This is a genomic window from Nocardioides bigeumensis (assembly GCF_039531755.1).
GTDB classification, from domain to species: Bacteria; Actinomycetota; Actinomycetes; order Propionibacteriales; family Nocardioidaceae; genus Nocardioides; species Nocardioides bigeumensis.
The window spans coordinates 153,533-178,071 of record NZ_BAAAQQ010000001.1; the positions used below are offsets into that span (position 1 = coordinate 153,533).

23 protein-coding genes are annotated in these 24,539 nt (G+C 72.1%); 4 read left to right on the forward strand and 19 right to left on the reverse strand.

All coding sequences use genetic code 11. From position 1 onward, the window contains the following. Positions 1-9: 9 nt before the first annotated feature. Positions 10-1,266, reverse strand: coding sequence for an HNH endonuclease signature motif containing protein (locus tag ABD295_RS00790; RefSeq protein WP_344301585.1), 1,257 nt, complete (start codon positions 1,264-1,266; stop codon positions 10-12). 208 nt (positions 1,267-1,474) lie between these two features. Further along, positions 1,475-1,990 carry a cupin domain-containing protein gene (locus tag ABD295_RS00795; protein ID WP_344301587.1) on the reverse strand — a complete coding sequence of 172 codons (516 nt, stop codon included), beginning with the start codon at positions 1,988-1,990 and terminating at the stop codon, positions 1,475-1,477. A gap of 55 nt (positions 1,991-2,045) precedes the next feature. Between ABD295_RS00795 and ABD295_RS00800 the strand changes: the two genes are divergently transcribed. Next, positions 2,046-2,714, forward strand: a complete 669-nt coding sequence (locus ABD295_RS00800; RefSeq protein WP_344301589.1) for an MOSC domain-containing protein — start codon at positions 2,046-2,048, stop codon at positions 2,712-2,714. A 95-nt stretch (positions 2,715-2,809) separates the two neighbouring features. Here the strand turns inward: ABD295_RS00800 and ABD295_RS00805 are convergent, their stop codons facing one another. The 10 genes from ABD295_RS00805 to ABD295_RS00850 form a co-directional block, all read right to left on the reverse strand. Further along, positions 2,810-3,700, reverse strand: a complete 891-nt coding sequence (locus tag ABD295_RS00805; RefSeq protein WP_344301591.1) for a collagen-like domain-containing protein — start codon at positions 3,698-3,700, stop codon at positions 2,810-2,812. A gap of 256 nt (positions 3,701-3,956) precedes the next feature. Then, positions 3,957-4,835, reverse strand: coding sequence for a GNAT family N-acetyltransferase (locus ABD295_RS00810; protein ID WP_344301593.1), 879 nt, complete (start codon positions 4,833-4,835; stop codon positions 3,957-3,959). Position 4,836: 1 nt separating this feature from the next. Next, positions 4,837-5,955 (reverse strand): threonine aldolase family protein, encoded by a 1,119-nt coding sequence (locus tag ABD295_RS00815; RefSeq protein WP_344301594.1) that lies wholly within the window; start codon positions 5,953-5,955, stop codon positions 4,837-4,839. Positions 5,956-5,961: 6 nt separating this feature from the next. Further along, a complete protein-coding gene (locus ABD295_RS00820; protein WP_344301595.1) occupies positions 5,962-6,753 on the reverse strand; it encodes an isocitrate lyase/PEP mutase family protein in 792 nt (263 codons plus the stop codon). A gap of 22 nt (positions 6,754-6,775) precedes the next feature. Then, the gene (locus tag ABD295_RS00825) at positions 6,776-9,547 is read right to left on the reverse strand and encodes a DEAD/DEAH box helicase family protein (RefSeq protein ID WP_344301596.1); all 2,772 of its coding nucleotides are present in this window, start codon (positions 9,545-9,547) and stop codon (positions 6,776-6,778) included. Further along, positions 9,544-12,540 carry a bifunctional [glutamine synthetase] adenylyltransferase/[glutamine synthetase]-adenylyl-L-tyrosine phosphorylase gene (locus tag ABD295_RS00830; RefSeq protein ID WP_344301597.1) on the reverse strand — a complete coding sequence of 999 codons (2,997 nt, stop codon included), beginning with the start codon at positions 12,538-12,540 and terminating at the stop codon, positions 9,544-9,546. Before ABD295_RS00830 ends, ABD295_RS00825 begins: the two co-directional genes overlap by 4 nt. Positions 12,541-12,609: 69 nt before the next feature. Next, positions 12,610-13,353, reverse strand: coding sequence for a type 1 glutamine amidotransferase (locus ABD295_RS00835; RefSeq protein WP_344301598.1), 744 nt, complete (start codon positions 13,351-13,353; stop codon positions 12,610-12,612). A gap of 17 nt (positions 13,354-13,370) precedes the next feature. Continuing rightward, positions 13,371-13,778 carry a hypothetical protein gene (locus ABD295_RS00840; protein WP_344301599.1) on the reverse strand — a complete coding sequence of 136 codons (408 nt, stop codon included), beginning with the start codon at positions 13,776-13,778 and terminating at the stop codon, positions 13,371-13,373. Between the two features lie 54 nt (positions 13,779-13,832). Then, positions 13,833-15,179 (reverse strand): type I glutamate--ammonia ligase, encoded by a 1,347-nt coding sequence (gene glnA / locus ABD295_RS00845; RefSeq protein ID WP_344301600.1) that lies wholly within the window; start codon positions 15,177-15,179, stop codon positions 13,833-13,835. A gap of 8 nt (positions 15,180-15,187) precedes the next feature. Next, positions 15,188-15,646: a hypothetical protein gene (locus tag ABD295_RS00850; RefSeq protein WP_344301602.1), complete on the reverse strand. Its 459-nt coding sequence runs from the start codon at positions 15,644-15,646 to the stop codon at positions 15,188-15,190. A 101-nt stretch (positions 15,647-15,747) separates the two neighbouring features. Between ABD295_RS00850 and ABD295_RS00855 the strand changes: the two genes are divergently transcribed. Continuing rightward, positions 15,748-16,437: a response regulator transcription factor gene (locus tag ABD295_RS00855; protein WP_344301603.1), complete on the forward strand. Its 690-nt coding sequence runs from the start codon at positions 15,748-15,750 to the stop codon at positions 16,435-16,437. A gap of 21 nt (positions 16,438-16,458) precedes the next feature. Next, a complete protein-coding gene (locus ABD295_RS00860; protein ID WP_344301604.1) occupies positions 16,459-17,766 on the forward strand; it encodes a sensor histidine kinase in 1,308 nt (435 codons plus the stop codon). 35 nt (positions 17,767-17,801) lie between these two features. On the opposite strand, the gene ABD295_RS00865 is transcribed toward ABD295_RS00860, so the two are convergent. From ABD295_RS00865 to ABD295_RS00880, 4 genes are all read right to left on the reverse strand, one after another. After that, positions 17,802-18,188 (reverse strand): hypothetical protein, encoded by a 387-nt coding sequence (locus ABD295_RS00865; protein WP_344301605.1) that lies wholly within the window; start codon positions 18,186-18,188, stop codon positions 17,802-17,804. A 67-nt stretch (positions 18,189-18,255) separates the two neighbouring features. Next, the gene (locus ABD295_RS00870) at positions 18,256-18,648 is read right to left on the reverse strand and encodes a hypothetical protein (RefSeq protein WP_344301606.1); all 393 of its coding nucleotides are present in this window, start codon (positions 18,646-18,648) and stop codon (positions 18,256-18,258) included. 112 nt (positions 18,649-18,760) lie between these two features. Beyond that, positions 18,761-19,867 carry a sensor histidine kinase gene (locus ABD295_RS00875; RefSeq protein WP_344301607.1) on the reverse strand — a complete coding sequence of 369 codons (1,107 nt, stop codon included), beginning with the start codon at positions 19,865-19,867 and terminating at the stop codon, positions 18,761-18,763. Further along, positions 19,860-20,612 carry a response regulator transcription factor gene (locus ABD295_RS00880; RefSeq protein ID WP_344301608.1) on the reverse strand — a complete coding sequence of 251 codons (753 nt, stop codon included), beginning with the start codon at positions 20,610-20,612 and terminating at the stop codon, positions 19,860-19,862. The genes ABD295_RS00875 and ABD295_RS00880 overlap by 8 nt, the downstream gene beginning before the upstream one ends. 100 nt (positions 20,613-20,712) lie before the next feature. On the opposite strand from ABD295_RS00880, the gene ABD295_RS00885 reads away from it, so the two are divergent. Next, positions 20,713-21,294, forward strand: a complete 582-nt coding sequence (locus ABD295_RS00885) for a M15 family metallopeptidase (RefSeq protein ID WP_344301609.1) — start codon at positions 20,713-20,715, stop codon at positions 21,292-21,294. A 26-nt stretch (positions 21,295-21,320) separates the two neighbouring features. On the opposite strand, the gene ABD295_RS00890 is transcribed toward ABD295_RS00885, so the two are convergent. From ABD295_RS00890 to ABD295_RS00900, 3 genes are all read right to left on the reverse strand, one after another. Continuing rightward, positions 21,321-21,899 (reverse strand): hypothetical protein, encoded by a 579-nt coding sequence (locus ABD295_RS00890; RefSeq protein WP_344301611.1) that lies wholly within the window; start codon positions 21,897-21,899, stop codon positions 21,321-21,323. Between the two features lie 64 nt (positions 21,900-21,963). Further along, the gene (locus ABD295_RS00895; RefSeq protein WP_344301612.1) at positions 21,964-22,335 is read right to left on the reverse strand and encodes a hypothetical protein; all 372 of its coding nucleotides are present in this window, start codon (positions 22,333-22,335) and stop codon (positions 21,964-21,966) included. Between the two features lie 146 nt (positions 22,336-22,481). Then, the gene (locus tag ABD295_RS00900; protein ID WP_344301614.1) at positions 22,482-24,521 is read right to left on the reverse strand and encodes an NAD(+) synthase; all 2,040 of its coding nucleotides are present in this window, start codon (positions 24,519-24,521) and stop codon (positions 22,482-22,484) included. Between the last annotated feature and the right edge of the window lie 18 nt (positions 24,522-24,539).

The following is a 24,539-nucleotide window of genomic DNA, read 5'->3' on the forward strand; positions in this document are numbered from 1 at the left end:
GACGTTGACTCACGTGCGTCGGTGCAGGGTGATGGTGCCGTTGGGGTGGTAGGTGGTCTGGTATCGGGGGTCGTGGATCTTGTGGTGGTGCCAGGCGCAGGCGAACCAGTGGTCTTTGTGGTTGGTCTTCCCGCCGTTTGCCCATGGATCTCGGTGGTGGCTCTCGCACCAGGCGGCGGGGACGGTGCAGCCGTCGATCTGGCACTCGGTCGTGGTGAGGAGGCGGGCTTTGCGTTGGGCGGGCGTGTGGAGTCTGGCGGTGCGGCCGAGGTCGAGGACCTCGGACTTCGTGCCGAGCACGGCGGGGATCAGCCCGGCATTGCAGGCGAGGCGGCGGGCGTGGCCGGCGGTGATGGTCTCTGCGGTGGACAGCTGGGCGGTGCCGAGGCCTTCGGTGAGCTCTCGGTGGGTGATGGTGACGAACACCGACACGGGCTTGCCGCCGTGCTGGCCGAGGTCTTGGGGGTCGAGGTTGGCGATGAGGTCGCGGAACGCCTCGCCGCGGACTTGGTGGGCGGTGAGGCGTTGTCCGGTGGCTGGGTCGGTCCATCCGCCGGCGGTGTCGCGGCGTCGGGGTGAGGACTTGGCGTCGATGACGGTCTTGAGGATGGCGCCCTCGACGGGGGGCAGGATCCCGGAGTACTCCAGGGACCCGTCGGGTCTGGTCTTGTAGGTCAACCGCGTCCTGGTTTCGGCTCTGCGTTCGGCCGCTTCCAACGCCTTCAGCTCCTCGGCGTCGGCGACCTCGGGTGCGACATAGGCGAGGATCCGCTCGCCGAGCTTGACCAGGTCACGCGGCCCGAAGTCGTCGGCGAAGACCAGGAGCTGTTCTTCGGCGAGACGGCGGACTTCGGGGCCGATCTGGGGTGGGAGCTGGTCGAGCGCCCTGACGATCACCCGGGCCTGGTCGAGGTGCACCCGCCCCGAGGTCACACCGCCGCCGATGCGAGTCCACCGTCCGTCCAACGCTTCAGCGAGACTCTGCTGGGCGTGGGCGGCGCGTTTGTCGCACCTGGTCTGACGGGCGACCCAGTCCGCGACCCGTTTGTCGGCGTGCTCGGCGGCGACGTCCTCGGAGGCTGCGACGACGCGGAGGCGTACGCCTTCGGCTTGTGAGACGAGCGGAGTGAGCCGGCGCAGCAGATCTGACTTCTGCTCAGTGGACAGGTAGGCCGGGTCGACATCGACGACTTCCGCGAGCGCCTTCTCCAAGACGTCGGCGAACTCCACCAACGGGTGGCGCGGGGTGGGCGTGGAGTAGCTCATCCCGAACAACGGTAGACGTGACCACCGACAACCGAGGGTCACAGAACAGTCTATCTGCAGGTGCATTCGCACTATTTTGGCGACGTCTTTGGTCCTGATTGGTGATAGTTGCTAGCGGCTCCTGCTCGACCACCGGGGACGCCGCGGCTCGGGGCGTGGTCTCGACCACCGGGGACCTCGCAGGCTCGCTGCTCGACCACGGGAGACGTCATCGGTCGGGGATCGCCGCCGGCTCGCCGGTCTTGAAGAGCGTCGCGAGGTAGATGACGACCGGCACGGTGCCGTTGTTGGCGGCGTGGTGGACCTCGCCCTGCTCCTCGACGAGCCACTGGCCCGGCTTCACCTTCACGGTGTCGCCGGGCTTGATGGTCTGGAGCTTGGTGGCGTCGTCGCCCGGACCGGTCATCAGCTTGGCCTTGCCGGTCTGGACCGTGTAGGTCAGCACGCCCTCGGCGATGTAGCCGAGCTGCTGGCCGGGGTGGTGGTGCGGCGCGAGGACGCTCCCGGGCATCACCACGACCTTGCTGAGCCCCAGGGTGCGGTTCTTGGCTCCCGGGGGCGACGCGACCTCGGAGAGCGACTGGCGGGTCACGGTGACGGGCGCGGGGTCGGCGGCCGAGGCGACGGTGTAGCCGAGGCCACCTCCGGTCGCCACGAGCGCGACCCCCGCGGCGGTCAGGACGAGCGAGCGGGCGCGCGGGCCGGCGGCACGGGAGATCGACATGCCCGGAGGCTAGTTGCCCGGGCGGCGGAGTGGCAGCCGTCCGTAGGGTGGCGGCGTGGCGCACGTCTTGTCGGTCAACGCCGGCCGTCCCGAGCCGAACCCGGACCGCCCGACCAAGCAGACGGGCATCGGCAAGCTACCGGTCCCTTACGCCTTCGTACGCGCGCCCGGCCCGAAGCGCGGCGGCCTCGGCAGCGGTGTAGAAGGCGACTTCATCGGCAGCCGCAAGCATCACGGCGGTGACAGCCAAGCCGTGTATGCCTTCGCGCGGGAAGAGCTCGACTGGTGGGGCGAGCAGCTGGGGCGCCGGCTGCCTGACGGGATGTTCGGCGAGAACCTCACCACGTCCGGACTCCCGGTCGACGACGGCCTGATCGGCGAGCAGTGGTCGGTGGGAGACGAGGTGGTGCTCGAGGTCACCGGTCCGCGGGTCCCGTGCGCGACCTTCCGGCACCACATGGCCGAGCGTGGGTGGGTGCGCCGCTTCACCGAGCGCGGCCTCACCGGCGCCTACCTCGCGGTGGTGACCCCCGGGACCGTGCGCCCCGACGACGCGATCGTCGTCTTGGGACGGCCCGACCACGACGTCACCCTTCCGCTCGCCTTCCGCGCCTTCATGGGCGAGGTGGACGCTGCCGAGCGGGTGCTGGCGGCACGTTGCCTGCCTGCTCACGAGGAGGACTGGCTGCGCGGGCGCCTGCGTCGCCGCACACGCGGGGCGTGACGCCGGTCGCGGCGGGCCGCGAAGCGTGGAGGTTGGAAATGGGCGACGGGCCCGCCACCACCAGGTGACGGGCCCGCCTTTGCTCCTCCGGGGGGTCAGGGAGCGGGAGTGACGACGCAGACGACGTAGACGGACTGGGTGGTCGCGGCGCCGCCGCCGGTGAAGCTGGCGCTCCACGACGAGAGTGACCCGGACGTCAGCGGGGTGCCGGTCGAGTTGGACGGGTACTCGCCGACGATGCTCTTGTTGCCGCCGGCGATGGCGCCGCCGCCGATGGCGAACGAACCGCTCGGGCAGGTCGCGGTGACGACCGCCGGGCCGCTCGTGGTGACGGAGTTGGACACGACCGTGGAGCCGGCGATGTTGCCACCGGCCGGGCCCTGGGCGCCGGTGTCACCCTTGGGGCCCTGCTCACCCTGAGGACCCTGGGCACCCTGGGGGCCGGTGTCGCCCTGAGGACCCTGGGCACCGGCCTCGCCCTGGGGACCCTGCTCGCCCTGGGGACCCTGTTCGCCCTGAGCGCCGGTCTCGCCCTGGGGGCCCTGCTCGCCGTCGACACCGTTCGTGCCGTCGACACCGTCCTCACCGTCGACACCGTTCGTGCCGTCGACACCGTCCTCACCGTCGACACCGTTCGTGCCGTCGAGACCGTTCGCGCCGTCGAGACCGTTCGCGCCGGCGGGGCCCGTGGCGCCCTTGGCGCCGGCCGCGCCGGTGGCACCGGTGGCACCCGTCGCACCGGCCGGGCCGGTGATGCCGGTGAGCACGCCGCCTGCGAGGTCGATCCTGCGGACGGTGCCGTTCTTGATGATCCTCGACGTCACCGCCGACTTCTTGAGGTCCTTCTTGGTGAGGGAGTGGTCCTTGATCTCGGAGCCGCTGACCTGGGCGGCGGCGACGGCGCCGCCGACGCCACCGAGGGCAAGGAGGAGAGCTGCGCCGCCGACGACGGCGAGCGATGACGTGGAAGGTCGAGTAACTGACATTGGAGGGATCCCCGATTCTGTGTGGCGCGCCCGAAGAATGGACACCGCGCAGGCGGCCCCCCGATGGCCCTGCCTGCACCGGCCGGTCCCCCCATGAGGACCGTCGGCGCTGTGAGACGAAGGTATTGGCGGCCTTTACCCAGCCGATGGGGTTTCCGGTGCAAATGAACCAGTTGGGGCCTGGAATGACTCGTTTGCGGCTACTCGCGTGCCGAACGGGCTATCCGCGCATGACTCGTTGTGACTAGCGGTCGGTTCAGCCGCCCCCAGGGACCGTCCGCTGCAGCGTGACCGTGCGGTGACCCGGCTCGAACCCGATCCCTCGATAGACACGCGCCGGCACGGGATATCCGTCATCGCCGCGCGGGCACACCAGTCCCGTGGTCGCGCCGAGGCGCCGGGCGGCCTGCAGGGCGGCCAGCGAGACCGCCCCGGCCAGCCCCTGACGTCGGTGGTTCGGCGCGCAGCCCACCGGCTCGACGAGCGCGGCACCGGACCCCGCGTCGTACCAGACCAGGCACGAGGCGACCATCCGGTCGTCCTCGTCCACCGCGACCCAGTCGAGCTCGTGGCGGTACGGCGGCGTCGCCATCAGCCGTGAGTACGCCGCTTCGCTCACCTTGGACGTGGGCGACCAGGCCCCGCGGTGGCAGGCAGAGCGTGCGTCGGCCTCGTCGGGCCGGACGTGGCGGAGCGTGTAGCCCGCAGCGGGGCTCGGCTCGGCGAGCGAGGCCAGGTCCGCGTGGTGGTGGGTGAACCACGGGGTCTCCCAGTCGGCCACGAACCCCGCGGCCCGGAGCGGCTCGATCAGGTGCGACTCGGTCTCCAGGACCGACGTGGCCACCTGGTCGGCCCCCGCGGCCCAGGCGACCAGCTCGCGCCCGGCCGCATGGGAGTCCGGGTGGTCCGCGTCGAGGCACAGCTCGACCCAGCCGGGCTCCTCCTGCCACGCCCACCCGATGTCGACGCCGTCGGCAATGACGAAGGCGACGGGACCGTGGTCGAGCTCCTCGGGCACGGCGTACGCCGTGCTCCACGCCAGCTGTCCAGGGTGGTGCCGGGACTTCGGACGCCACAGCCTCGACGCGAGGGCCTGCATGCGCGGCAGGCCCTCGGCGATGGACAGCTCCTCCACGTCAGTCCACCGCCCCGTCGATGACGGTGGCGAACCACTCCGCCACCACGTCGACGTCGTGCTCGACCGCTGCGCCGTAGAGAGCCACCTCGGTGACGCTGTGCCCCGGCACGTCGGCCGGCCGGAACGGTCCGGTGAGCACCACGCTTTCGCGCTCGGCCACGGCCAGCAGCCGTTCGTTCACCTCGTCGGCGGGGTGCGGCGCGTGGATGAAGTAGGTGTTCACGTGCGGGACCTCCGGCTCGACGGTGATCCCCTTCCCAGCGAGAGCCGCCGCCAGCTGCCTCGCCCAGGCGAGGTACTCCCCCATCCTCGGCAGCTCGTCGCGCAGCCCCAGCAGCCCGCCGAGCGCATAGGGCGTGAGCCGCATCAGCGTGCCGCCCATCCGGGTGCGCCACAGCCGCAGCTCTGCGGCCGTGTCGTCGTCGGTGGCGACCACAGCGCCGGCCATCGCCCCGAGGCCCTTGTAGAGCGAGACGTAGACGCTGTCGAAGAGCCCGGCGATCTCGGCCAGAGGCCGGTCGTACGACGGCTGCGACTCCCACAGCCGCGCGCCGTCCAGGTGCAGGGCGACCCCGCGCTCGCGTGCCGCCGCGGACAGCGCCGCCAGGTCGTCCCAAGGCGGGAGCAGGCAGCCCGCATCGCGCAGCGGCAGCTCGACGAGGACCGCACCGAGGTGACCCGGAACGTCGGCGAGGTGCCCGGCCGTCGGTGTCTCGCGCCCGGTCGTGAGCCACTCGAGCCGCAGGCCGTGCACCAGGCGGGGACCGTCCGCCTCGTGGTGGAGGAGGTGGCTCAGGTCGGGCAACGCGACCCGGGTCGAGCCGGCGCGGTCGCAATGCACGCGCAGCACGGACTGCTGCGCCATCACGCCGCTGGGGAGCAGCACGGCAGCGGGCTTGCCGAGCAGCTCGGCGACCTGCTCCTCGAGGGCGGCCACCGCCCCACGTTCGCCGTAGCCGTCCCACCCGAGGTCGGTCTCCTCGGCATGCGCGGCGAGGCGGGCGAGATGCTCCGCAGGCGGTTCTCGCCGCCAGGACACCACGGCGTCGGCGCTCTTCAGCGCGGCCTGGAAGCGCTCGCCGAGGTTGGCGGTGGTGTCGTCGGTCTGCTCAGCCATGTCGCCTCAGTTCAGCGGCCGCACGTCGCCGGGAAGGCCTTCCCCGCGCTGCGCGCCCTCGATGAGCTGTTGGTACGCCGTCAGCGCGACGCGCTGGGCGAACGGGCCGAACGACACCCGCGCCACGCCCAGCTCGGCCATCCGCGCCGGGGTGAGACTGACCGGCGTGCAGATCAGGGAGAGCCGCCGAGCGCCGAAGGCGTCGATGAGCGCGGCGGCCTCCGCCTCGCCGACGCGACCCGGCACGAAGACGACCGGCGCGCCGGCGTCGAGGTAGGCCTTGCCGCGGGCGATGGCGTCCGCGAGCACCTCGACGGGATCGCGGTCGCCGGCCATGACGAATGCGTCGGTCCGGGCGTTCAGGACGAAGTCGGGCACCCCCTCGCGCTCGGCCACGGCCATGATGGCCTCGACCTGGGCCGCCGCCTCGGCCAGGGGCTTGAGCTGGTCCTCGATGTTGGCACCCACGATGCCGAGGCCGATCGCCTTGCGGATGGTCTCCGGCGCGTCGCCGTACCCGCCCTCGAGGTCGGCGCTGACAGGGACGTCGACGGCGGCGGCGATGCGCCCGCACATGTCGAGCATCTCCTCGACGGGGATCTGCTCACCGTCGGGATAGCCGAGGGTCGCGGCGATCGAGTGGCTCGCGGTGGCCAGGGCGCGGGTGCCCTCGGTGCCGGCCGCGACCTTGGCGCTGACGACGTCCCAGCAGTTGACGACGGTGAGGATCTCGGGGGCTTGGTGCAGGGCGAGGAGGTCGGTGGCCAGTTGAGGGGCGTTCCCGTGAGCGGCAGTCATGTGACCAACCTACGGAGAGCCGTCACGTCCACTGCCGCCGCATCACCGTGACCACGTCGAACGGGTCGCTGCCCTGCTGAGCGGCCAGGACCCCGGCTCCCTCGGGCGAGCCCGTCCACACCGCCGCTCCCCCGCCGACCCAGTGCTCCCAGGCTCGCGAGTACGCCGCCGCGAGGTCCGCGTGCGCGCCCAGCACGGTCGGCACCGGGTGCCACACCTCGCCGTCCGCGCTCACTCGGCCGTACGCCGCCAACACGCTGCGCCACCAGGTCGGCGCGCCGATCACGACCCACCGAGGAACGACGTACCGCGGCCGCACCAGCGGACCGGTCGCCTCACCCAGCGCGCTCGCGAAGAGCAGGGTCTCCTCCTCGGACGCCCCGCGCAGCAGGCAGCGGTACTCGCCGTCCGGCTCGACCTCCACCGACACGGCGGCCGCGCCCACCGGCAGCCGCCCCGTCTCGTGCAGGGCGTCCGCGACCGCCGAGGCGATCCGGTGCAGGCTCGGGGGCTCGGCCGCCGCGGCGAGCATCCGGCGCCCGTGCGGCGCGACCTCGCTCGACCGCGCAGCCCCGACGACCGCCGCCCCGGCGAGGGCGAGTGCGACCAGCGCGACCACCGGCCCGCCGGCCAGGACCGCCCCGGCCAGCGCGACGGAGGCCAGTCCGAGCGACCCCCACGTGCGGGCCGCCCACCCCGGCCGCGGCTCCCGGAGGTCGAGCCGGTCCGGTCGCGCAGCGACGACGGCAGGCGCCCGCGCATCGCCGAGCGAGCCGGCCCTGCGCGGGGTCAGCCGCAGGGTGCGCGCCACCTGGTCGGCGTACGGCTCCCCCACGCGCCACTCCGCGCGGATCGCGTCCCGGTCCTCGCTGCGCGCGACCATGCGCGCGTTGATGGCGTCCAGCTCGGTCACGGGCGGGGGCGCGAACGGCGAGAACGCGGGGTCGAGGTGGGCGACGCCGTCCACGACGTCGCCGCGCTCATCGACGCCGAAGTAGCCGTCGTGCTTGCGGACCAGGCGGTCCCAGTCGTTGGCGCCCTTGGGGTGCCGATCGGTCACGCACACCACCGACCAGGTCAGCGCGACCTTCTCGGGCCACGCGGGGTCGACCCGCAGTGCGCGTCCCCGGGTCTGCACGACCGCGGTCGACGTGGTGACCGCGGTGAGGTCGACCAGCCCGGTGACCCGCTTCGCGTCCCAGCCCTCACCCAGCAGGCCACGAGTCCCCACCAGCACCTGGCAGTGCCCGGCCTCGAAGAAGGCGGTCACGACGCGGACCCACTCCCGGCTCGACCAGCTCCCGGTGAGCGCCGCGAGCCCCTCGACGGGCGGGTCCAGAGGAGTCAGTACCAAGCCTGAGGGCTCGGGAGCGCTGTCCCGGAGCGCCAGCAGCGTGTCCGGAGCACCAGCGACCGTGCGGGCCGTCACCAGCAGGGGGCGCAGCACAGCAGTGACCTCGTCCGCCACGAGCGCGGCCAGCACCGCGTGCGCCGACCCGGCCTCCTGATCCAGCACTCCGTCCAGGTCGATCGGCAGGGTCGCGCTGGCCCGCTCGTGGTCGCACAGGACCAGCATCCGCAGTCGGTCGCCTAGGTTGAGGTGCTCGGTCGTGACGATCTGGACGGTCGCGACCGTCTTGGACACCGACCGTGCCAGCACCCGGTCGACGGGCGACCGCCCGCGGCGGATGCCGCGCCGGGTCCAGACGTAGCCGACGGCAGGCAGCGCCTCGCGCACGGCGGCCACGACGGCGTCGTCCCGCGGATCGCCGGTGCGGGCCAGGCCCTCGGTGAGCCAGTCGCCCACCAGGAGCACCCAGTCGTCCGCCGTCGGGTCGCGCCGGTGCTCCTCGGCCTCCGCGGCCGCCTCTGCTCCGGCCGGGAGCGCGAGCAGGCCGTGGTGGTGCATCCGCAATGCGGCGGCGCACAGCGCGGGCTCGGCGCGGAGCAGCTCCGACCAGGGCGCGGCCCTGGACAGGAACCGGGCGTCCAGCCAGCCCAAGAAGGGGACGGAGCCGAACTCGGCCCGCGTCAGCTGCTCGACGAGCTCTCGGAACCGAGTGGCCTCCCCGGTCAGCCAGTCGGCTTCGGCAGCGGTCGGCTCGGTCAGCCAGGCGAGCTCGGCGAACGGGGCCAGGTCGCCCTCCCGCACCACCGCGGGGATCGACGCCTCGAAGACGACGCCGCCGAACAGGTCCGCGACCAGCGCGGCCTGGTCGGGAGTCATCGTCTCGGGGGGCGTCGCCGTCAGGCCGAGCACGAAGGCATCAGGGATCTGCTCGAGCAGCTCACCGAGCAGCCGCCCCCACACCTCGAGCAGGTGGTGACACTCGTCCAGCACCAGCAGGAGGGGCCCGGCCTCACGCAGGCGCCGGACCAGGGTGGCGCCGTTCTCGTGCAACCGGGCGGTGAGCGGGGCATCCGGGGCACCGGGCGTCGGGTCGGCGTCGGACGCCTCCGCCTCTGGATCGAACACCGCTACCGCTTGATAGGTCAGCACCGTGACCTCGGTGTGCAGGCTCCGGTCCGTGCCCGGCGCCATCCCTAGGTCCCGGCCCTGCTGCACCCACTGGCCCTGGATGGCGGTGTTCGGGCCCAGCACGACGACGCGCTCGACCCGGTCCTCCAGCAGCCGTGCGGCCGTCTCCAGTCCGACCAGCGTCTTGCCCGCCCCGGGAGGCAGCTCCACCCAGGCCCGACGCCGCCCCGCCGCCCACGCCCGATCGAGGGCGTCCAACGCCAGCGCCTGGTGCCGGCGGAGGGTGGCGGGCGCGGGAGTGGGACGGCGGGTCATCCCCAGAAGATGCGCTCGACCACGGCGTGGGCATGCCGGGTGGTGCGCAGGTAGTCGTTCACCATCGCGTCCGAGCCGCCGGCGTCGTACCCCAGGAGGCTGGCGACCGCGGCCTTCTCGCGCGCGTCGCGCGGCAGGCTGTCGCCCGGTCGTCCGCGCACGAGGGTCACCGCGTTGCGCACCCGGCTCACCAACCGCCACGCCGCGGCCAGCTCCAGCGCGTCACCGGGCCGTACGACGTCCGCGGCCCGCGCCGCCTCGAGAGCACTGAGGGTGCGTGGCGTGCGCAGCCCGGGATGCTGGGCGGCGTACTTCATCTGCAGGGCCTGCACCGTCCACTCGATGTCGGCGAGGCCACCGCGGCCGAGCTTGAGGTGGGTGTGCGGGTCGGCGCCGCGCGGCAGTCGCTCGGTGTCGACCCGCGCCTTGATGCGACGGATCTCGACCAGATCGGTCTCGTCGAGGCCGCCCTCCGGGTAGCGGAGCGGGTCGATCAGCGCGGTGAAGCGCTCCCGCAGCCCGGGGTCGCCGACGACGGCGTCGGCGCGCAGCAGGGCCTGGAACTCCCACACCCGCGACCACTTGGCGTAGTAGGCGGCGTAGGAGTCGAGGGTGCGCACCAGCGGCCCCTGCTTGCCCTCGGGGCGGAGGTCGGCGTCCACCTCCAGCGCCGGGTCCGTCCCGGGGAGGGCCAGCAGCCGTCGCAGCTCGTTGGCGACGGCGTGGGCGTACTTCGTCGCGGCCTGGGGGTCGGCCCCCTCGACCGGCTCGTGGACGAACATCACGTCGGCGTCGCTGCCGTAGGACAGCTCGAACCCGCCGTAGCGGCCCATCGCGACGATCGCCATCCGTGTGGGGGGCTCGTCGTGCCCACGCTGGGCGGCCACCGATCCCATCACCACGTCGAGCGTGCTCTGCAGCGTCGCGTCGGTCAGGCGCGACAGTCCGGCGCCGACCTCGGCCACGTCGACGAGGTGGTGCAGGTCGCCCGCCGCGATGCGGAAGAGCTCGCGACGACGGATCGCCCGGATCGAGCGCACGGCTTCCTCCGGGTCGTCCTGGCGCGCCGCGGACGAGCTCATCTCGCTGGTCAGGGCCTCGGCGGTCAGCGGCTGCAGGTCCTCGCCGAGCAGCCTGACTCCCTGCGGCTCGCGCTCGAGAAGGTCGGTGGCGTAGCGCGACGTCGCGAGCAGGCGGGCGAGCCGTTCGGCGACCTGGCCCTCGTCCCGGAGCATCTTGAGGTACCACGGCGACCGGCCCAGCGCGTCGCTGATCCGGCGGAACCCGAAGAGGCCGGCGTCCGGATCGGGGGCGTCGGCGAACCACTCGAGCAGGACCGGCAGGAGGGTCCTCTGGATCTGCGAGGTGCGCGAGACACCGGCAGTCAGCGCCTCGAGGTGGCGCAGCGCACCCTTCGGGTCGGCATAGCCCAGCGCGGCCAGCCGCCACTCCGCCTCCTGCGTCGACAGGCGAGCCTCCTCGCCGGGGATCCGGGCCACCGCGGCGAGCAGCGGCCGGTAGAAGAGCTTCTCGTGCAGCCGGCGCACCTCGCGCCGGTGGTGGGCCCACTCCCGCTCCAGGGACTCCACGGGGTCGCGGGCGTAGCCCATCGAGCGACCCAGCCGCCGCAACGACTCCTCGTCCTCGGGCACGACGTGCGTGCGCCGGAGCCGGAACAGCTGGATGCGGTGCTCGAGGGTGCGCAACCAGGCATAGGCGCTGGCCATCGCCTCGCCGTCCTCGCGCCCGACGTAGCCGCCGCGAGTGAGCGCGGCCAGCGCGCTGAGCGTCGCGCCGCTGCGCAGCGTCTCGTCGGCGCGCCCGTGGACGAGCTGCAGGAGCTGGACCGCGAACTCCACGTCCCTCAGTCCCCCCGAGCCGAGCTTGAGCTGCCGCTCGGCCTCCTTCGACGGGATGTGCTCGACGACGCGGCGGCGCATCGCCTGGACGTCGCCGACGAACCCGTCGCGCTCGGCCGCGCTCCAGACGTGTCGCGACACCATGTCGACGAACGCTTGCCCGAGGGCGAGGTCGCCGGCGACCGGCCGCGCCTTGAGGAGGGCCTGGAACTCCCACGTCTTGGCCCAGCGCTCGTAGTAGCCGCGGTGGCTGGCGATCGTGCGCACGAGCGGCCCGGCCTTGCCCTCCGGGCGCAGCGCGGCGTCGACCTCCCAGATCATGCCCTCCGCGGTGTGCTCGCTGCAGACCCGCACCAGGTGGGCGGCCAGCTGCGTGGCGGCGCGGAGTGCCGCGGCCTCGTCACGGTCGTCGTCGGTGCGGTCCGGCTCGGCCACGAAGATCACGTCCACGTCGGAGACGTAGTTGAGCTCGTGTCCACCGCACTTGCCCATGGCGACCACCGCGAGGCGAGCCTGGGTCGCTGTCGGTCCGACCCGCTGCCGGGCCACGGCGAGCGCGGCGTCGAGGGTGCCGCCCGCGAGGTCGGAGAGCTCGGCCGCCACGTCGTCGACGCCCACGTGGTGGGCCAGGTCGCGAGAAGCCAGGCGCAGCAGCACCCGGCGGTACTCCACACGGAGCGCGTCGAGCGCCTCGGCGTCGGGCTTCGTCGCGGTCGGGGCCTGGTCTTGGGGATCCGCACCGACCGCGCGCAGCAGACCCGCACGGACGGCGTACGCCGCCGGCCGGGTCGACCCGAGCTCCGGGTCGGTCAGCTCACGCCAGTGCGACGGGTGCCGGACCAGGTGGTCGCCGAGGGCCAGGCTCGCCCCGAGCACGCCCACGAGGCGCATCGCCGTGCCCTCGTCGTCGACGAGGGCGTCGAGGAGCGCACCGGCCTCGTCGTCGGGGAGCCGGTCGGTGATGCGCACCAGCGACGCCACCGCCAGGTCGGGATCGGCCGCCCGACCCAGGATCGCGAGCAGCGGCTCAGCGGTCGCCCCCAGCCGATCGAGGTCCCTCCGGGCGGCCTCGATGTCATGGAAGCCGAGCGCCAGCAGGGCCGCTCGGCTCGAGCCGGCCGCCTCTCTGCTCACCGGGGACTCATCGAGGGCTCACCGGGGCTCACCGGGGCTCACTGGGGCTCACCGGGGCTCACCGGGGCGTCACGACACATGCTGGCCGACGACCGCGAGGAAGGCCCGCGCCAGCGGCTCCCACGCCGTCGTGAGCTCGTGCTCCGAGGCACCGACAGCAGCCAGCATCGCCTCGCGGTCGATGCCGCGCTCGACGATGTTCTGGTGGTCACCCTCGGCCCACGCAGAGGTGACAGCAAGGTCGACCTCCGGGTGCCACTGAAGTCCCCACGCCCAAGGGGTGTGCCGGAGCGCCTGAACCTCGCCACGGTCGGCCCGTGCGAGGACGACGCTGCCGGCGGGCGGCTCGACCACGACGTCGTAGTTCCAGTGCAGCCCGACCTCGCTCGTGCCGTTGCGGGCCAGCTCCCCGAGCAACGCGTCGTCCGACGCCGCGTCGGTCCAACCGATGCGGTGGAGGCCGATCTGGTGGCCTTCGGGATTCACGTTGACCTGTCCGCCGAGCGCCGCGGACAGCAGCTGGTGCCCCAGGCACAGACCTAGTGTCGGCACCCGCTCCTGCACGGCGCGGGCGAGCAGCCCTTTGGTGGGACCGATCCACGCGACCGTGTCGTCGTCGTTGGCGCCCATCGCCCCACCGAGGACCAGCACGGCGTCGTACGCCGTCGGGTCGGGCAGCGCGTCGCCGGCGTAGGGGCGGCAGACCACGAGCTCGGCGCCGGCCTCCTCGAGCCAGCGTCCGAGCAGGGCGGGCGGGGCGTCGGCCTCGTGCTCGACCACCAGGATGCGCGGTGCAGTCTCGACGCGGGACACGCGGCTAAAGGTACTGCTCACGCGGGCAGCGGATCGGTCCTCAGCGCCAGCGTGAGCAGGAAGATGCCGACGAAGACCACGACGATGCCGAACGGGATGGTCAGCAGCGGGATGCTGGCGAACAGTGTCAGGCACGCCGTGGTCAGGCACCACGCCCGCGCGTCGCGGCTGCGGGTGGGAAGCCTGCGCAAGGTCCACACGGTCATGGTCACCAGGACCGCGGCCTCGATCACCAGCACCATCACGAAGAGGAAGCCGGCGGCCCGGGCCTCGGTGTCGTCGCGCAGGCTGACCACGAAGAACCACACGGCCAGCGCCACCATGACCACCGCCAGACCTTGGACGACGTGGATCGAGATACGCAGGAGCCGTGCGCGTTCCTCGCTGTAGACCAACCGGTTGCCTGGTCCGCGCGCCTTCCCCATCTCATCAACCTACTCGCGCTCCGGCGACGGCCGGGTAAAGGTTTCGCGGCGTGACTAGAGGACCGGAAGCATCCGGTCCCGCTCGAAGGCGGAGACCTGGATGCGGTACTCCTCCCACTCCCGGCGCTTGTTGCGCAGGAAGTACTCGAAGACGTGCTCGCCCAGCGTCTCGGCGAGCAGCTCGGAGCTCTCGGCGATGGCGATGGCGTCGTAGAGGCTCTTCGGCAACGGCTCGATGCCGAGCGCCTTGCGCTCCCGCTCGGTGAGCGACCAGACGTCGTCCTCCGCCTCGGCGGGCAGGTCGTAGCCCTCGTCGATGCCCTTCATGCCGGCGGCCAGGATCACCGCGAAGGCGAGGTAGGGGTTGCAGGCCGCGTCGATCGTGCGCAGCTCGATGCGGGTGGACGGGCCCTTGTTGGGCTTGTACATCGGCACCCGGATCATCGCCGAACGGTTGTTGTGACCCCAGCAGATGTAGGAGGGCGCCTCGCCACCGCCGAGCAGCCGCTTGTAGGAGTTGACCCACTGGTTGGTCACGCAGCTGATCTCCGAGGCGTGGGTGAGGATCCCGGCGATGAACTGCCGACCTACCTTGGAGAGCTGGTACTCCGCGCCCGCTTCGAAGAAGGCGTTGCGGTCACCCTCGAAGAGCGACACGTGGGTGTGCATGCCGGAGCCAGGGTGGGTGGTGAACGGCTTGGGCATGAACGACGCCCAGATCCCCTGGCCGAGCGCGACCTCTCGCACGACCGTGCGGAAGGTCATGATGTTGTCGGCCGTGGTGAGTGCGTCCGCGTAGCGGAGGTCGATCTCCTGCTGGCCCGGCCCACCCTCGTGGTGGCTGAACTCGACCGAGATCCCCATGGCCTCGAGCATGGTGATCGCCTCGCGGCGGAAGTCGGTGCCCTTGGACTGCGCGGTGTGGTCGAAGTAGCCGCTGCGGTCGACCGGGACCGGGTCGGCCCCGACGGCGCCGTCCTCGGGGGCGTTCTTGAAGAGGTAGAACTCGATCTCGGGGTGCGTGTAGAAGGTGAACCCCTTGTCGGCCGCGGCGGCCAGCGTCCGCTTGAGGACGAACCGCGGGTCTGCGTACGACGGGCTGCCGTCGGGCATCACGATGTCGCAGAACATGCGGGCCGTCGACGGACCCTCCCCGCGCCACGGCAGGATCTGGAACGTCGCCGGATCGGGGTGGGCGAGCATGTCGGCCTCGTAGACGCGTGCGAAGCCCTCGATCGCCGAGCCGTCGAAGCCGATGCCCTCGGCGAAGGCGCCCTCGAGCTCGGCCGGCGCGACCGACACGGACTTGAGGAAGCCCAGCACGTCGGTGAACCACAGCCGCACGAACCGGACGTCGCGCTCCTCGAGAGCGCGTAGGACGAAGTCCTCCTGCTTACCCATGCGGGCCACTATCCCGCATCGGGCAGTGTGTTCCGCTCCAGGTCGCCGACGGTGGGCTCGCCGCGGTTGCAGTAGACCTCGATCTCGATGGATCGGCCCCGGTTGGCGAAGACGGCGTCGATGTCGTCGTCGAGCTCGTCCTCATAGCTGACGACGCGCCAACCGGCCGCCTCGTCGGGCCGCGCGTCGAGCCCGATCGCGTACAGGCCCTGGCACGCGACGTCGAACTCGCCGAACTCGTCGCGGATCGTCCGTTCGATCCGCTCGGCGCCCGGGTCGACCTCGACGGGCTGGGAGCCCTGCTGGTCCTGACCCGCTCCGTCGACGGCCACCTCACCCCCCAACGGGCCACGGTCACGCAGGCTGGCACCGACCGTCGTCACGGCCACGACACCGATGGTCACGGCCAGGGCAGCCGCCACGAGCCAGCCCAGGGCGAGCACCCACGCACGCCGGCCGCCCTCCATGCCCCCATTGTGGTGACGGTGAGTCGTGCTCGGCGTTAGGCGATGGTTAAGGGCGGGCTAAGGAAGGCGGGGTCGGCGCGCACACCGGATAGCGTCGGCGCGTGGCGCAGGTGCTGATCGTCGAGGACGACCCGCGGATCCGGCCGCTGCTCATGCGGTCGCTCGGAGAGATGGGGTACGCCGTCGCGTCGGCCTCCACCGGCATGGCCGGCCTGGCCATGGCCGTCGAGACCAAGCCCGACCTGGTCATCCTCGACCTCGGCCTGCCCGACGTCGACGGCACGCAGGTGCTCACGATGCTGAGAGCGGTGAGCCAGGTGCCGGTCATCGTGGCCAGCGCGCGCGACGACGACCCCTCGCTGATCGGCTGTCTCGACGCCGGCGCCGACGACTACGTGGTGAAGCCCTACACGACGGCGCAGCTCGAGGCCCGGATCCGCGCCGTCATGCGGCGTACCGGTGGTGAGGCGCGGTCTCGCCGCCGGGCCCTCGAGGTGGGCGGCCTCGAGCTGGACACCGCGGCCCGGACTGCCTCGCTCGACGGCGCGACCCTCGACCTGAGTCCGCGCGAGTTCGACCTGCTCGTGCGGCTCGCCGAGAGCGTCGACGAGGTGGTCACCAAGCGCGAGCTGCTCGTCGACGTCTGGCACCAGGCGTGGGGCGGCTCGGACAAGACCGTCGACGTGCACCTGTCGTGGCTGCGCCGCAAGCTGGGCGAGACCGCTGCGGAGCCCCGCTACCTGCACACGGTGCGCGGCGTCGGTGTGCGCCTGTCCCCTCCCGAGGGCTGAGCCGATCATGGGGCGGCGGGCATGAGGCGGAGCCTGATCGTCACGGTCGCGGCCGCGGTCGGCATGGTGCTGCTGGCGATGCTGGTGCCGATGGCCGTGCTGCTGCGCGACTACGCGCTGGAGGACCGGCTGGCCACGGCTGCCCTGGAGGTCCAGGCCACCGAGAGCGTGGTCTCCGGGGCGGGCGACGGTCGCGGCGAGGTGAACCTCTTCATCGCCCAGATCAACCAGGACAACCCGATCCTCACCACCGTGCTGTATCCCGACGGACAGGCCATCGGGCCGCACCCCGGTGAGGACGCGAGGGTCGAGACCGCCAGGGAGACCGGGCAGGCCCGCGTGGACGACACCGACGGTGGAGCCGAGATCCTGGTGCCGGTGTCGCTCGGCGGCAGCAGTGCGGCGCCGGCGGACACGCCGGTGATCAGGATCGTCGTGCCCGAACCGGGACTGTCCTCGGGACCGACGCTGCGTGCCCTCCTCGTGCTCGGCGGCCTCGGTCTCGTGCTGCTGGTGGGCGCGCTGCTGATGGCCGACCGCCTCGGTCAGTCGTTCGTGGACCCGATCCGCAAGCTGGCGTCGTGGTCGCAACGACTGGGCGACGACCGGCGACCGGCAGCGGTCCCTGTGTCCGGACCCCCGGAGGTCCAGGACCTGGCCGCGACGCTCAATCGGTTGGTGGAGCGGGTCGACCTGCTCCTCGAGCGGGAGCGCGAGGCCGTCTCCGACCTGTCGCACCGCCTGCGGACACCCATCACCGCGCTGCGCCTGCGCATCGACGCGCTCCCCGACCAGGGCGACCGCACGCGTCTGTCGGACGACCTCGACCGGCTGCAGGTGATGGTCGACCACGTGGTGACCGAGGCGCGTCGCTCCGAGCGGGAGGGACTGGTCGTCGGCGCGCCGGGCGTCGCCGTCCTCACGGGACGGGCGCGCTTCTGGGCGCCGCTGGCCGAGGACCAGGGCCGCAGGCTGACGATCGAGGCCGAGGTGCCCGAGGCCAGCGTGCGGGCCAGCAGGGCCGACCTCGAGGCCCTTCTCGACGTGCTGCTCGACAACGCCTTCACGCACACCCCGGAGGGCGCCGCGCTCGCCGTGCACGTCGCGGCGCGCCGTTCTGGTGGGTTGGTGCTCACGGTCGACGACGACGGTCCTGGCTTCCCCGATGGCGTCGACGTCGTACGACGCGGCGCCAGCGGTGCGGACTCCTCCGGCCTCGGCCTCGCCATCGCGCACAAGACCGCCACCGAGTCCGGTGGCGGTCTTGTGGTGGGGCGTTCGCCCTCGGGCGGCGGCCGGGTCGTGGTCGAGCTCGGCCCCACCACCTAGCTGGCCGTGGCGGGGCTGCTGACGACCTGTCGGCGTCAGCCGACGGTGACGCCGACCCGGCAGGTGGTCCCGTCTGACAGACGCACCGCCTTGACGGAGAAGGTGTCCTTGCCTGCGGTGTCCTTGCGCCAGCGGTCGATGTCCGCGTCGCCCTCGTTGTCGGTCGTGCGCACGCCCTTGAAGGCGCGGTTGCCGTCGTGCTTGACCACGAGACGCCACTTCTGGCCGGCCGCGACGTTGTCGACTCCGGCGTCGACCTCCCAGCCGTTGCCCTCGCGGTCGATGCTGAGCTCGAGCCGTCCACCCGCGCAGGCGACCTGTCGCTCGGAGTCCGCGTGAGCGGGCGCGGCGACGAGCACGGCGGTCGGGACCGCCACCAGGGTGGCCACGGCGGTGGTGGCGGTGATGCGACGGAAGTTCATGGTGATGCTCTCCTTGGGTGTCATGGTGTGGTGCGCCCCCGGCATGCGGCCGGCGGGCAGCAGTCGGTCAGCTGGTGGTGATGGACGCGCTGCAGGGTTCCCCCGATCCGGCGTCCGTGGGCGTCGCGGTGGCGGTGAACTCGCCTTGGCTGTCCCGCGGCGCAGGCACGTCGACGTCGATCTCGGCGTCGGCGTCGGTCTCCCGCTCGCCGGAGAGGAGCACCTCGCCCTCGTGCGCCACCTCTACGTCCCAGGTCTGGCCGGGCTCGCCGGTCTGCAGCTCGAAGGAGATCTCGAGGGTGCCGTCCTCGCGCTCGGCCTCGAGCGCGTAGGTCGCGCCGGAGCACTGTCCAGCCTCCGACGCGTCCCCTTCGTCGACCGCGACCCAGGTGGCGGTCGCCGCCCCTCCTGCGACGACGACCGCGGCAGCGGCGCCCAGGGCGATGGTTCGGATCTTCACGACTCCTCCTCGTGCTCGGCCGGCACCCTGCCTGGATGGCGTGACGAGTGGGTGTGCCGGTGTGGTGAGAGGACGTTCTCGTGAACTCTGCTAAGCCCGAACCTGCCGGACGTTAAGGCGAGGCAATGGCTGCTGGTTCCAACGCGGCGGGGAGGCGCACCGACACGTGCAGCCCGCCGGCGGCGCGGGCGGTCAGCGTGAGTGCCCCGTCATGGGCCTCCGCGATGCGCTTGACGATCGCCAGGCCGAGGCCGACGCCCGCGTGGTCGGTGTGGACTCGCTCGTTGCCGCGCTGGAAGGCCTCGACGAGCGTCGGCAGCGTCTCGGCGGTGAGTGTCGTCCCGGTGTTCTCGACGCCCAGCACGACCGCGCCTCTGTCCGTCGTCGTCACGACCTCGACCCAGCCTCGCTCGGGGAGGTTGTGGACGATCGCGTTGTGCACGAGGTTGCTGACCAGCTGCAGCAGCAGGGCGCCGTTGCCGACGGTCGTCGCGACGGTCCCCCCGGTCCGCAGGGTGAGGCCGCGCGCCTCGGCGAGCGGCAGCAGCGTCTCCGTCGCCTCCTCGACCAGCAGCGACAGGTCGACGCGCTCGAGGGTGAACGACCGCTGGTCGGCCCGGCTCAGCACCAGGAGTGCCTCGGTGAGGTCGATCGCCCTGGTGTTGACGGCGAGCAGTCTCTCGACGAGCTCGTCGGTGTCCCGGTCCGGGTCGTTGCGGGCGACCTCCAGGAGCGTCTGGGAGATCGCGAGCGGGGTCCGCAGCTCGTGGGAGGCGTTGGCGGCGAAGCGACGCTGCTCGGCCACGTGCGCCTCGAGCCGGGCAAGCATGGTGTCGAAGGTGTCGGCGAGCTCGCGGAGCTCGTCCTTGCGGCCAGGTAGTGCGATGCGATGGGAGAGCGACCCGTTCGCGGCGAGGCCGGTGGCATCGCTGATGCGCGCCAACGGGGCGAGCATCCGGCCGGCGAGCAGCCACCCGCCAGCGAGCCCGAACACCACGAGGAAGGCCATCATCTGGACCGCGCGCGGCGTGAAAGCGCGGGTCAGGTCGCCGCGGTTGGGCGTGAAGGGGCCCGGGCCGCCGGCGTACGTCGCGTCGGGGACGTAGCGCAGCAGGAACACCCACACCACGGCCAGCAGCATCGCGCCCGACACGATGACGACGGCGGCATAGCTGAGCGTGAGCTTGAGACGGACGCTCAGCCCCGGCGGCCTATCCACCTGCGCTCCCGCTCCCGCTGCCGGTGCCGCTGCCGCTGCCGGTGCCATTGCGAGTGCCAGCGCGAGTGCCGGCGCGAGTGCCGGCGGTGGTCTCGACCCGGTAGCCGACGCCGGGGACGGTGCCGATCACCCAGGGCTCACCGAGTCGCTTGCGGAGACCGGACACGGTGATGCGCACGGCGTTCGTGAACGGGTCGGCGTTCTCGTCCCAGGCTCTCTCGAGGAGGGTCTCGGCGCTCACCACCCCGCCCTCGGCAGCGACGAGCACCTCGAGCACGGCGAACTGCTTGCGCGTCAGCGCGACGTACCTGCCGTCCCGGAACACCTCGCGACGAAAGGGATCCACCCGGAGCCCCGCGATCTCCCGCACCGGCGGTCTGCTGTGGCCCCGCCTGCGATCCAGCGCCCGCAACCGCATCACCAGCTCGCGCAGCTCGAACGGCTTGGTGAGGTAGTCGTCGGCGCCGAGCTCGAAGCCGGAAGCCTTGTCGTCGAGCCGGTCCGCCGCGGTGAGCATGAGGATCGGCGTGCCGCTGCCGGAGGCGACGATGTGCTGGGCGATCTCGTCGCCACCAGGCCCGGGCACGTCCCGGTCGAGCACCGCGATGTCGTAGGCGTTGACGTCGAGCAGCTCCAGAGCGGTGTCGCCGTCGCCGGCGATGTCGGCAGCGATCGCCTCGAGACGCAGGCCGTCGCGGATGGCTTCGGCGAGGAACGGCTCGTCCTCCACGATCAGCACGCGCATGTCCACCCCATTGCGCCCTCATGCTACGAGCGGTCGCCTATCGCGGGCATATCGAAATGCACGTACGCCGCGGCAACGGGCCGAGCTCCACGCTCGGCACATGCGCCGAACCACCGTCCCCCTTGTCGTCGCTGCGACCGTCGCCGTGGGCGCCACCCTGGCGAGCGTCCTCGGCTGGTGGACGGTGGCGGCCTCGCCGCGGTCCTCGTCGGACGGGGTGATCGACGAGGACGACGGCGTCATCGGTGGAACGGTCGTGACGGCGTACGACGAGGTCCCGGCCGTGACGCGGCTCGATGGCCAGCTCCGGCGCGCCCTCCGGCGAGCAGCTTCCGCCGCCGCACGCGACGGGATCGAGCTCCGCGTGAACAGCGGGTGGCGGTCCCGGGCCTATCAGGCGCAGCTGTTCCGCGACGCGGTGACGACCTACGGCTCGGAGGCCGAGGCGGCCCGCTGGGTCGCGACCGCCGACACCTCGTCGCACGTCACCGGGGACGCCGTGGACGTCGGCCCCTACGCGGCCTCCGAGTGGCTCGCCCGGCAAGGCGCGGCGTACGGCCTCTGCCAGACCTTCGGGAACGAGCCCTGGCACTTCGAGCTGCGCCCCGGAGCCGTCGACGACGGCTGCCCGCCGCCCGTCACCGATGCCACGCACGCCCAGGGCATCACCTTGAGCAGGTGACCCCCTGGGCGCCGATCAGCCGTTGATCAGCTTGGGCCGCAGCCGAAGACGTCCTGCGTCGCGAGCACACCGTCGTAGGTGCGCTGCATCGGCTGGAGGTAGGGCTGGGTGTTCTTGGCGAAGGCGATCGAGCCCTTCACCGGGCCGAGGTTGCCCATCACGGTGACCTTCTTGACGATCACCTTGAGGGTGGCCGCCGACTCGGTCGTGCCGGCCCAGCAGCCCGAGGCCTTCTTGGCGGTCTTGATGTCGGAGTAGGACACCTTGTCGCCGACGTCGTAGCCCTTGTAGCGGAGCGCCACGATCGTGTGCGCGGGCACCGCGCCCTCCCACGGCGCCGCCAACCCGATGCTGAGGCCGGCAGTGCGGTCGGCAGGCACCTTGAAGGTGACCTCGCCGTTCTTGACCTTCTTCTCCGGCGAGGACCACAGGTCCTCGTAGTCGGACGCCATCACCGACGTCAGGCCGATGACGCAGCCCTCGCAGTTCGGGATCTTCAGGGTCAGGGTGGTGTTCGCGGCGGCGTGCGCGGTCTGGCTGCCGGCGGCGACCAGGCCGACGGCAGTCATCAGGGCTGCCGCCAGGATGGTGCGGAGGTGCTTCATCTCAATCCTTTCGTGGGGTCGGTCGCACCTCAGACGCCGCTGGGCGCCAGAGGGTTGCATCCGGTCAGGCTCCCCCTGGGCCGCACATGATGGCGTCCAGGCTGCCGAGGACGCCCTTCGTGGTATCGCGCCACGGCTTGATCGTCGGCTGCGTCTTCTTCGCGAAGGCGATGCTTCCCGACGTCGGGCCGTCGTTGCCCTCGACGGTGACCTTCTTGACCACGAGCTTGAGCGTGTACGCCGCCGCATCGGTGCCCGCCCAGCAGGCGGCCGCCTTCTTCGCGGCCTTCGCGTCGGCGGTGGAGATCTTGTCGCCGGCGGTGTACCCCTTGTAGCCCATCACCACGATCGTCTGCCACGGCAGCTCGACGTCCCAAGGTGCACTGACCCCCAGCACCAGGCCGGTCGTGCGGTCGGTCGGGGCCTGGAAGGTCACCTCGCCGCGTCCGCGGTCGCGATCGCGGCGGTGACGGCTGACATCCCGAGAGCTGTGAGGAGGACGGCCATGAGGCCGGTCATCAGGGTGCGCGGATAGCTCATGACCAGGCAGCGTGGCACGCGGATGGTCGTCCTACCAGGGCCCTAGGAAGGGACGTCGCGCTCGATCTCGGCGAGCCATGCGGTCGGCGCCGCGTCGGACGGCATTCGCCAGTCGCCGCGCGGCGACATCGTGCCTCCGGCTGACACCTTCGGCCCGTTCGGGAGCGCCGAACGCTTGAACTGGCTGGCGAAGAAGCGCTTGGTGAAGACCACGAGCCACGTACGCACGGCCGCGAGGTCGTAGGAGGTCCGCCGCTCCTCGGGGAAGCCGGGAGGCCACTCCCCCGCGTCGGCGTCGCGCCACGCGTGGAGGGCGAGGAAGGCGATCTTCGCGGGGCGGTAGCCACGACGGATCACGTGGTAGAGCGTGAAGTCCTGCAGCGAGTAGGGCCCCACGGAGTCCTCGGTCGCCTGCGGCTTCACGCCGTCGGTGCTCGGGATCAGCTCCGGCGTGATCTCCTGGTCGAGGATCTCGACCAGCACGTCGTCGGTGTCGCCGCCGAACTGGCCCGACTCGATCACCCAGCGGATCAGGTGCTGGATGAGGGTCTTCGGCACCCCGGCGTTGACGTTGTAGTGCGACATCTGGTCGCCCACGCCGTAGGTGCACCAGCCCAGGGCCAGCTCGGACAGGTCGCCGGTGCCGAGCACGATCCCGCCCCGGTGGTTGGCCAGCCGGAAGAGGTAGTCGGTGCGCAGTCCTGCCTGCACGTTCTCGAACGTGACGTCGTAGACGGGCTCCCCCGAGGCGTAGGGGTGATCGAGGTCGGTCAGCATCTGGTTGGCCGCCGCGGTGATGTCGAGCTCCTCGAAGGTGACGCCCAACGACTTGGCCAGCCGCGTGGCGTAGGACTTCGTCGTCTCACCGGTCGCGAATCCCGGCATCGTGAAGGCGTGGATGTCCGAGCGCGGGCGGCCCAACCGGTCCATCGCCTTGGCCGCCACGATCAGCGCGTGCGTCGAGTCGAGCCCGCCGCTGACGCCGATCATCACCTTGGGGTGGCCGATCGCGTGCAGCCGCTGCTCGAGCCCCGAGACCTGGATGTTGTAGGCCTCGTAGCAGTCCAACGCGAGTCGCTCGACGTCGTCGGGCACGAACGGGAACCGGTCCACCTTGCGCCGCAGCCCGACGTCGCCCGACGGCGGGCGCAGCTCGAAGGCGACGGTCCGGAAGGCGCGCACCCGCGCATCGTGGGTGCGCCGGTTGTCGTCGAAGGTGCCCTGGCGCAGGCGTTCCTGGCGGATCCGGTCGAGGTCGACGTCGGCGATGCTGCGCTGCGCCTCCTCGGGGAAGCGGTCCGTCTCGGCCAGCAGGTCGCCGCACTCGTAGACCAGCGTCTGGCCGTCCCACGACAGATCCGTCGTCGACTCGCCCTGACCGGCGGCGGCGAAGAGGTACGCGGCGGAGCACCGCGCGCTGGCGCTGCGCACGAGCAGCCGCCGGTCCTCGGCGCGGGCCACCGTGATGGGGCTGCCCGACAGGTTGGTCAGCACCGTTGCGCCCGCCAGCGCCGCCTCGCTGCTCGGTGGGATCGGCACCCACATGTCCTCGCAGATCTCGACGTGCAGGACCAGCCCGGGCACGTCGGTGGCGTCGAAGAGCAGGTCCGGCCCGAAGGGCACCGTGCGCCCGGCGACGGTGATGGTCTCGTCGCGACGGTCGTCGCCGGGGGCGAACCACCGGCGTTCGTAGAACTCGCGGTACGTCGGCAGGTAGGACTTCACCCCCACGCCGAGCAGCTCGCCCCGATGGATCACCACGGCGGCGTTCACGACGCGCGTCCCGTGCACGAGCGGGGCCCCGACCACGAGGACCGGCAGCAGGTCGGCCGACGCCTCGACGAGCTCGGCGACCGCGGCCTCGACGCCCGCGAGCAAGGTGTCCTGGAGGAACAGGTCGTCGACGGCGTACCCCGTCAGCGTCAGCTCGGGGAAGAGCGCCACCGCGACGCCGTCGTCGTGGCACTTGCGCGCCTCGGCCAGCACGGTGGCGGCGTTGGCCGCCGGGTCGGCGATCGCCACCGGCACGGTGCAGGCCGCGACGCGGGCGAAACCCTGCGCGTACGCCGAGTAGAAGTCCACACGTCCAGTGTGGCAGGT

Excerpts from the sequence above, each read along its gene's own strand:
- ABD295_RS00840 (WP_344301599.1), bottom strand. The coding sequence starts at position 13,778 with ATGGGGAAGGCGCGCGGACCAGGCAACCGGTTGGTCTACAGCGAGGAA.
- ABD295_RS00885 (WP_344301609.1), top strand. The coding sequence starts at position 20,713 with ATGCGCCGAACCACCGTCCCCCTTGTCGTCGCTGCGACCGTCGCCGTG.
- ABD295_RS00815 (WP_344301594.1), bottom strand. The coding sequence starts at position 5,955 with ATGGCTGAGCAGACCGACGACACCACCGCCAACCTCGGCGAGCGCTTC.
- ABD295_RS00825 (WP_344301596.1), bottom strand. The coding sequence starts at position 9,547 with ATGACCCGCCGTCCCACTCCCGCGCCCGCCACCCTCCGCCGGCACCAG.
- ABD295_RS00790 (WP_344301585.1), bottom strand. The coding sequence starts at position 1,266 with ATGAGCTACTCCACGCCCACCCCGCGCCACCCGTTGGTGGAGTTCGCC.
- ABD295_RS00865 (WP_344301605.1), bottom strand. The coding sequence starts at position 18,188 with ATGAACTTCCGTCGCATCACCGCCACCACCGCCGTGGCCACCCTGGTG.
- ABD295_RS00860 (WP_344301604.1), top strand. The coding sequence starts at position 16,459 with ATGAGGCGGAGCCTGATCGTCACGGTCGCGGCCGCGGTCGGCATGGTG.
- ABD295_RS00805 (WP_344301591.1), bottom strand. The coding sequence starts at position 3,700 with ATGTCAGTTACTCGACCTTCCACGTCATCGCTCGCCGTCGTCGGCGGC.
- ABD295_RS00795 (WP_344301587.1), bottom strand. The coding sequence starts at position 1,990 with ATGTCGATCTCCCGTGCCGCCGGCCCGCGCGCCCGCTCGCTCGTCCTG.
- ABD295_RS00820 (WP_344301595.1), bottom strand. The coding sequence starts at position 6,753 with ATGACTGCCGCTCACGGGAACGCCCCTCAACTGGCCACCGACCTCCTC.
- ABD295_RS00880 (WP_344301608.1), bottom strand. The coding sequence starts at position 20,612 with ATGCGCGTGCTGATCGTGGAGGACGAGCCGTTCCTCGCCGAAGCCATC.
- glnA (WP_344301600.1), bottom strand. The coding sequence starts at position 15,179 with ATGGGTAAGCAGGAGGACTTCGTCCTACGCGCTCTCGAGGAGCGCGAC.
- ABD295_RS00890 (WP_344301611.1), bottom strand. The coding sequence starts at position 21,899 with ATGAAGCACCTCCGCACCATCCTGGCGGCAGCCCTGATGACTGCCGTC.
- ABD295_RS00850 (WP_344301602.1), bottom strand. The coding sequence starts at position 15,646 with ATGGAGGGCGGCCGGCGTGCGTGGGTGCTCGCCCTGGGCTGGCTCGTG.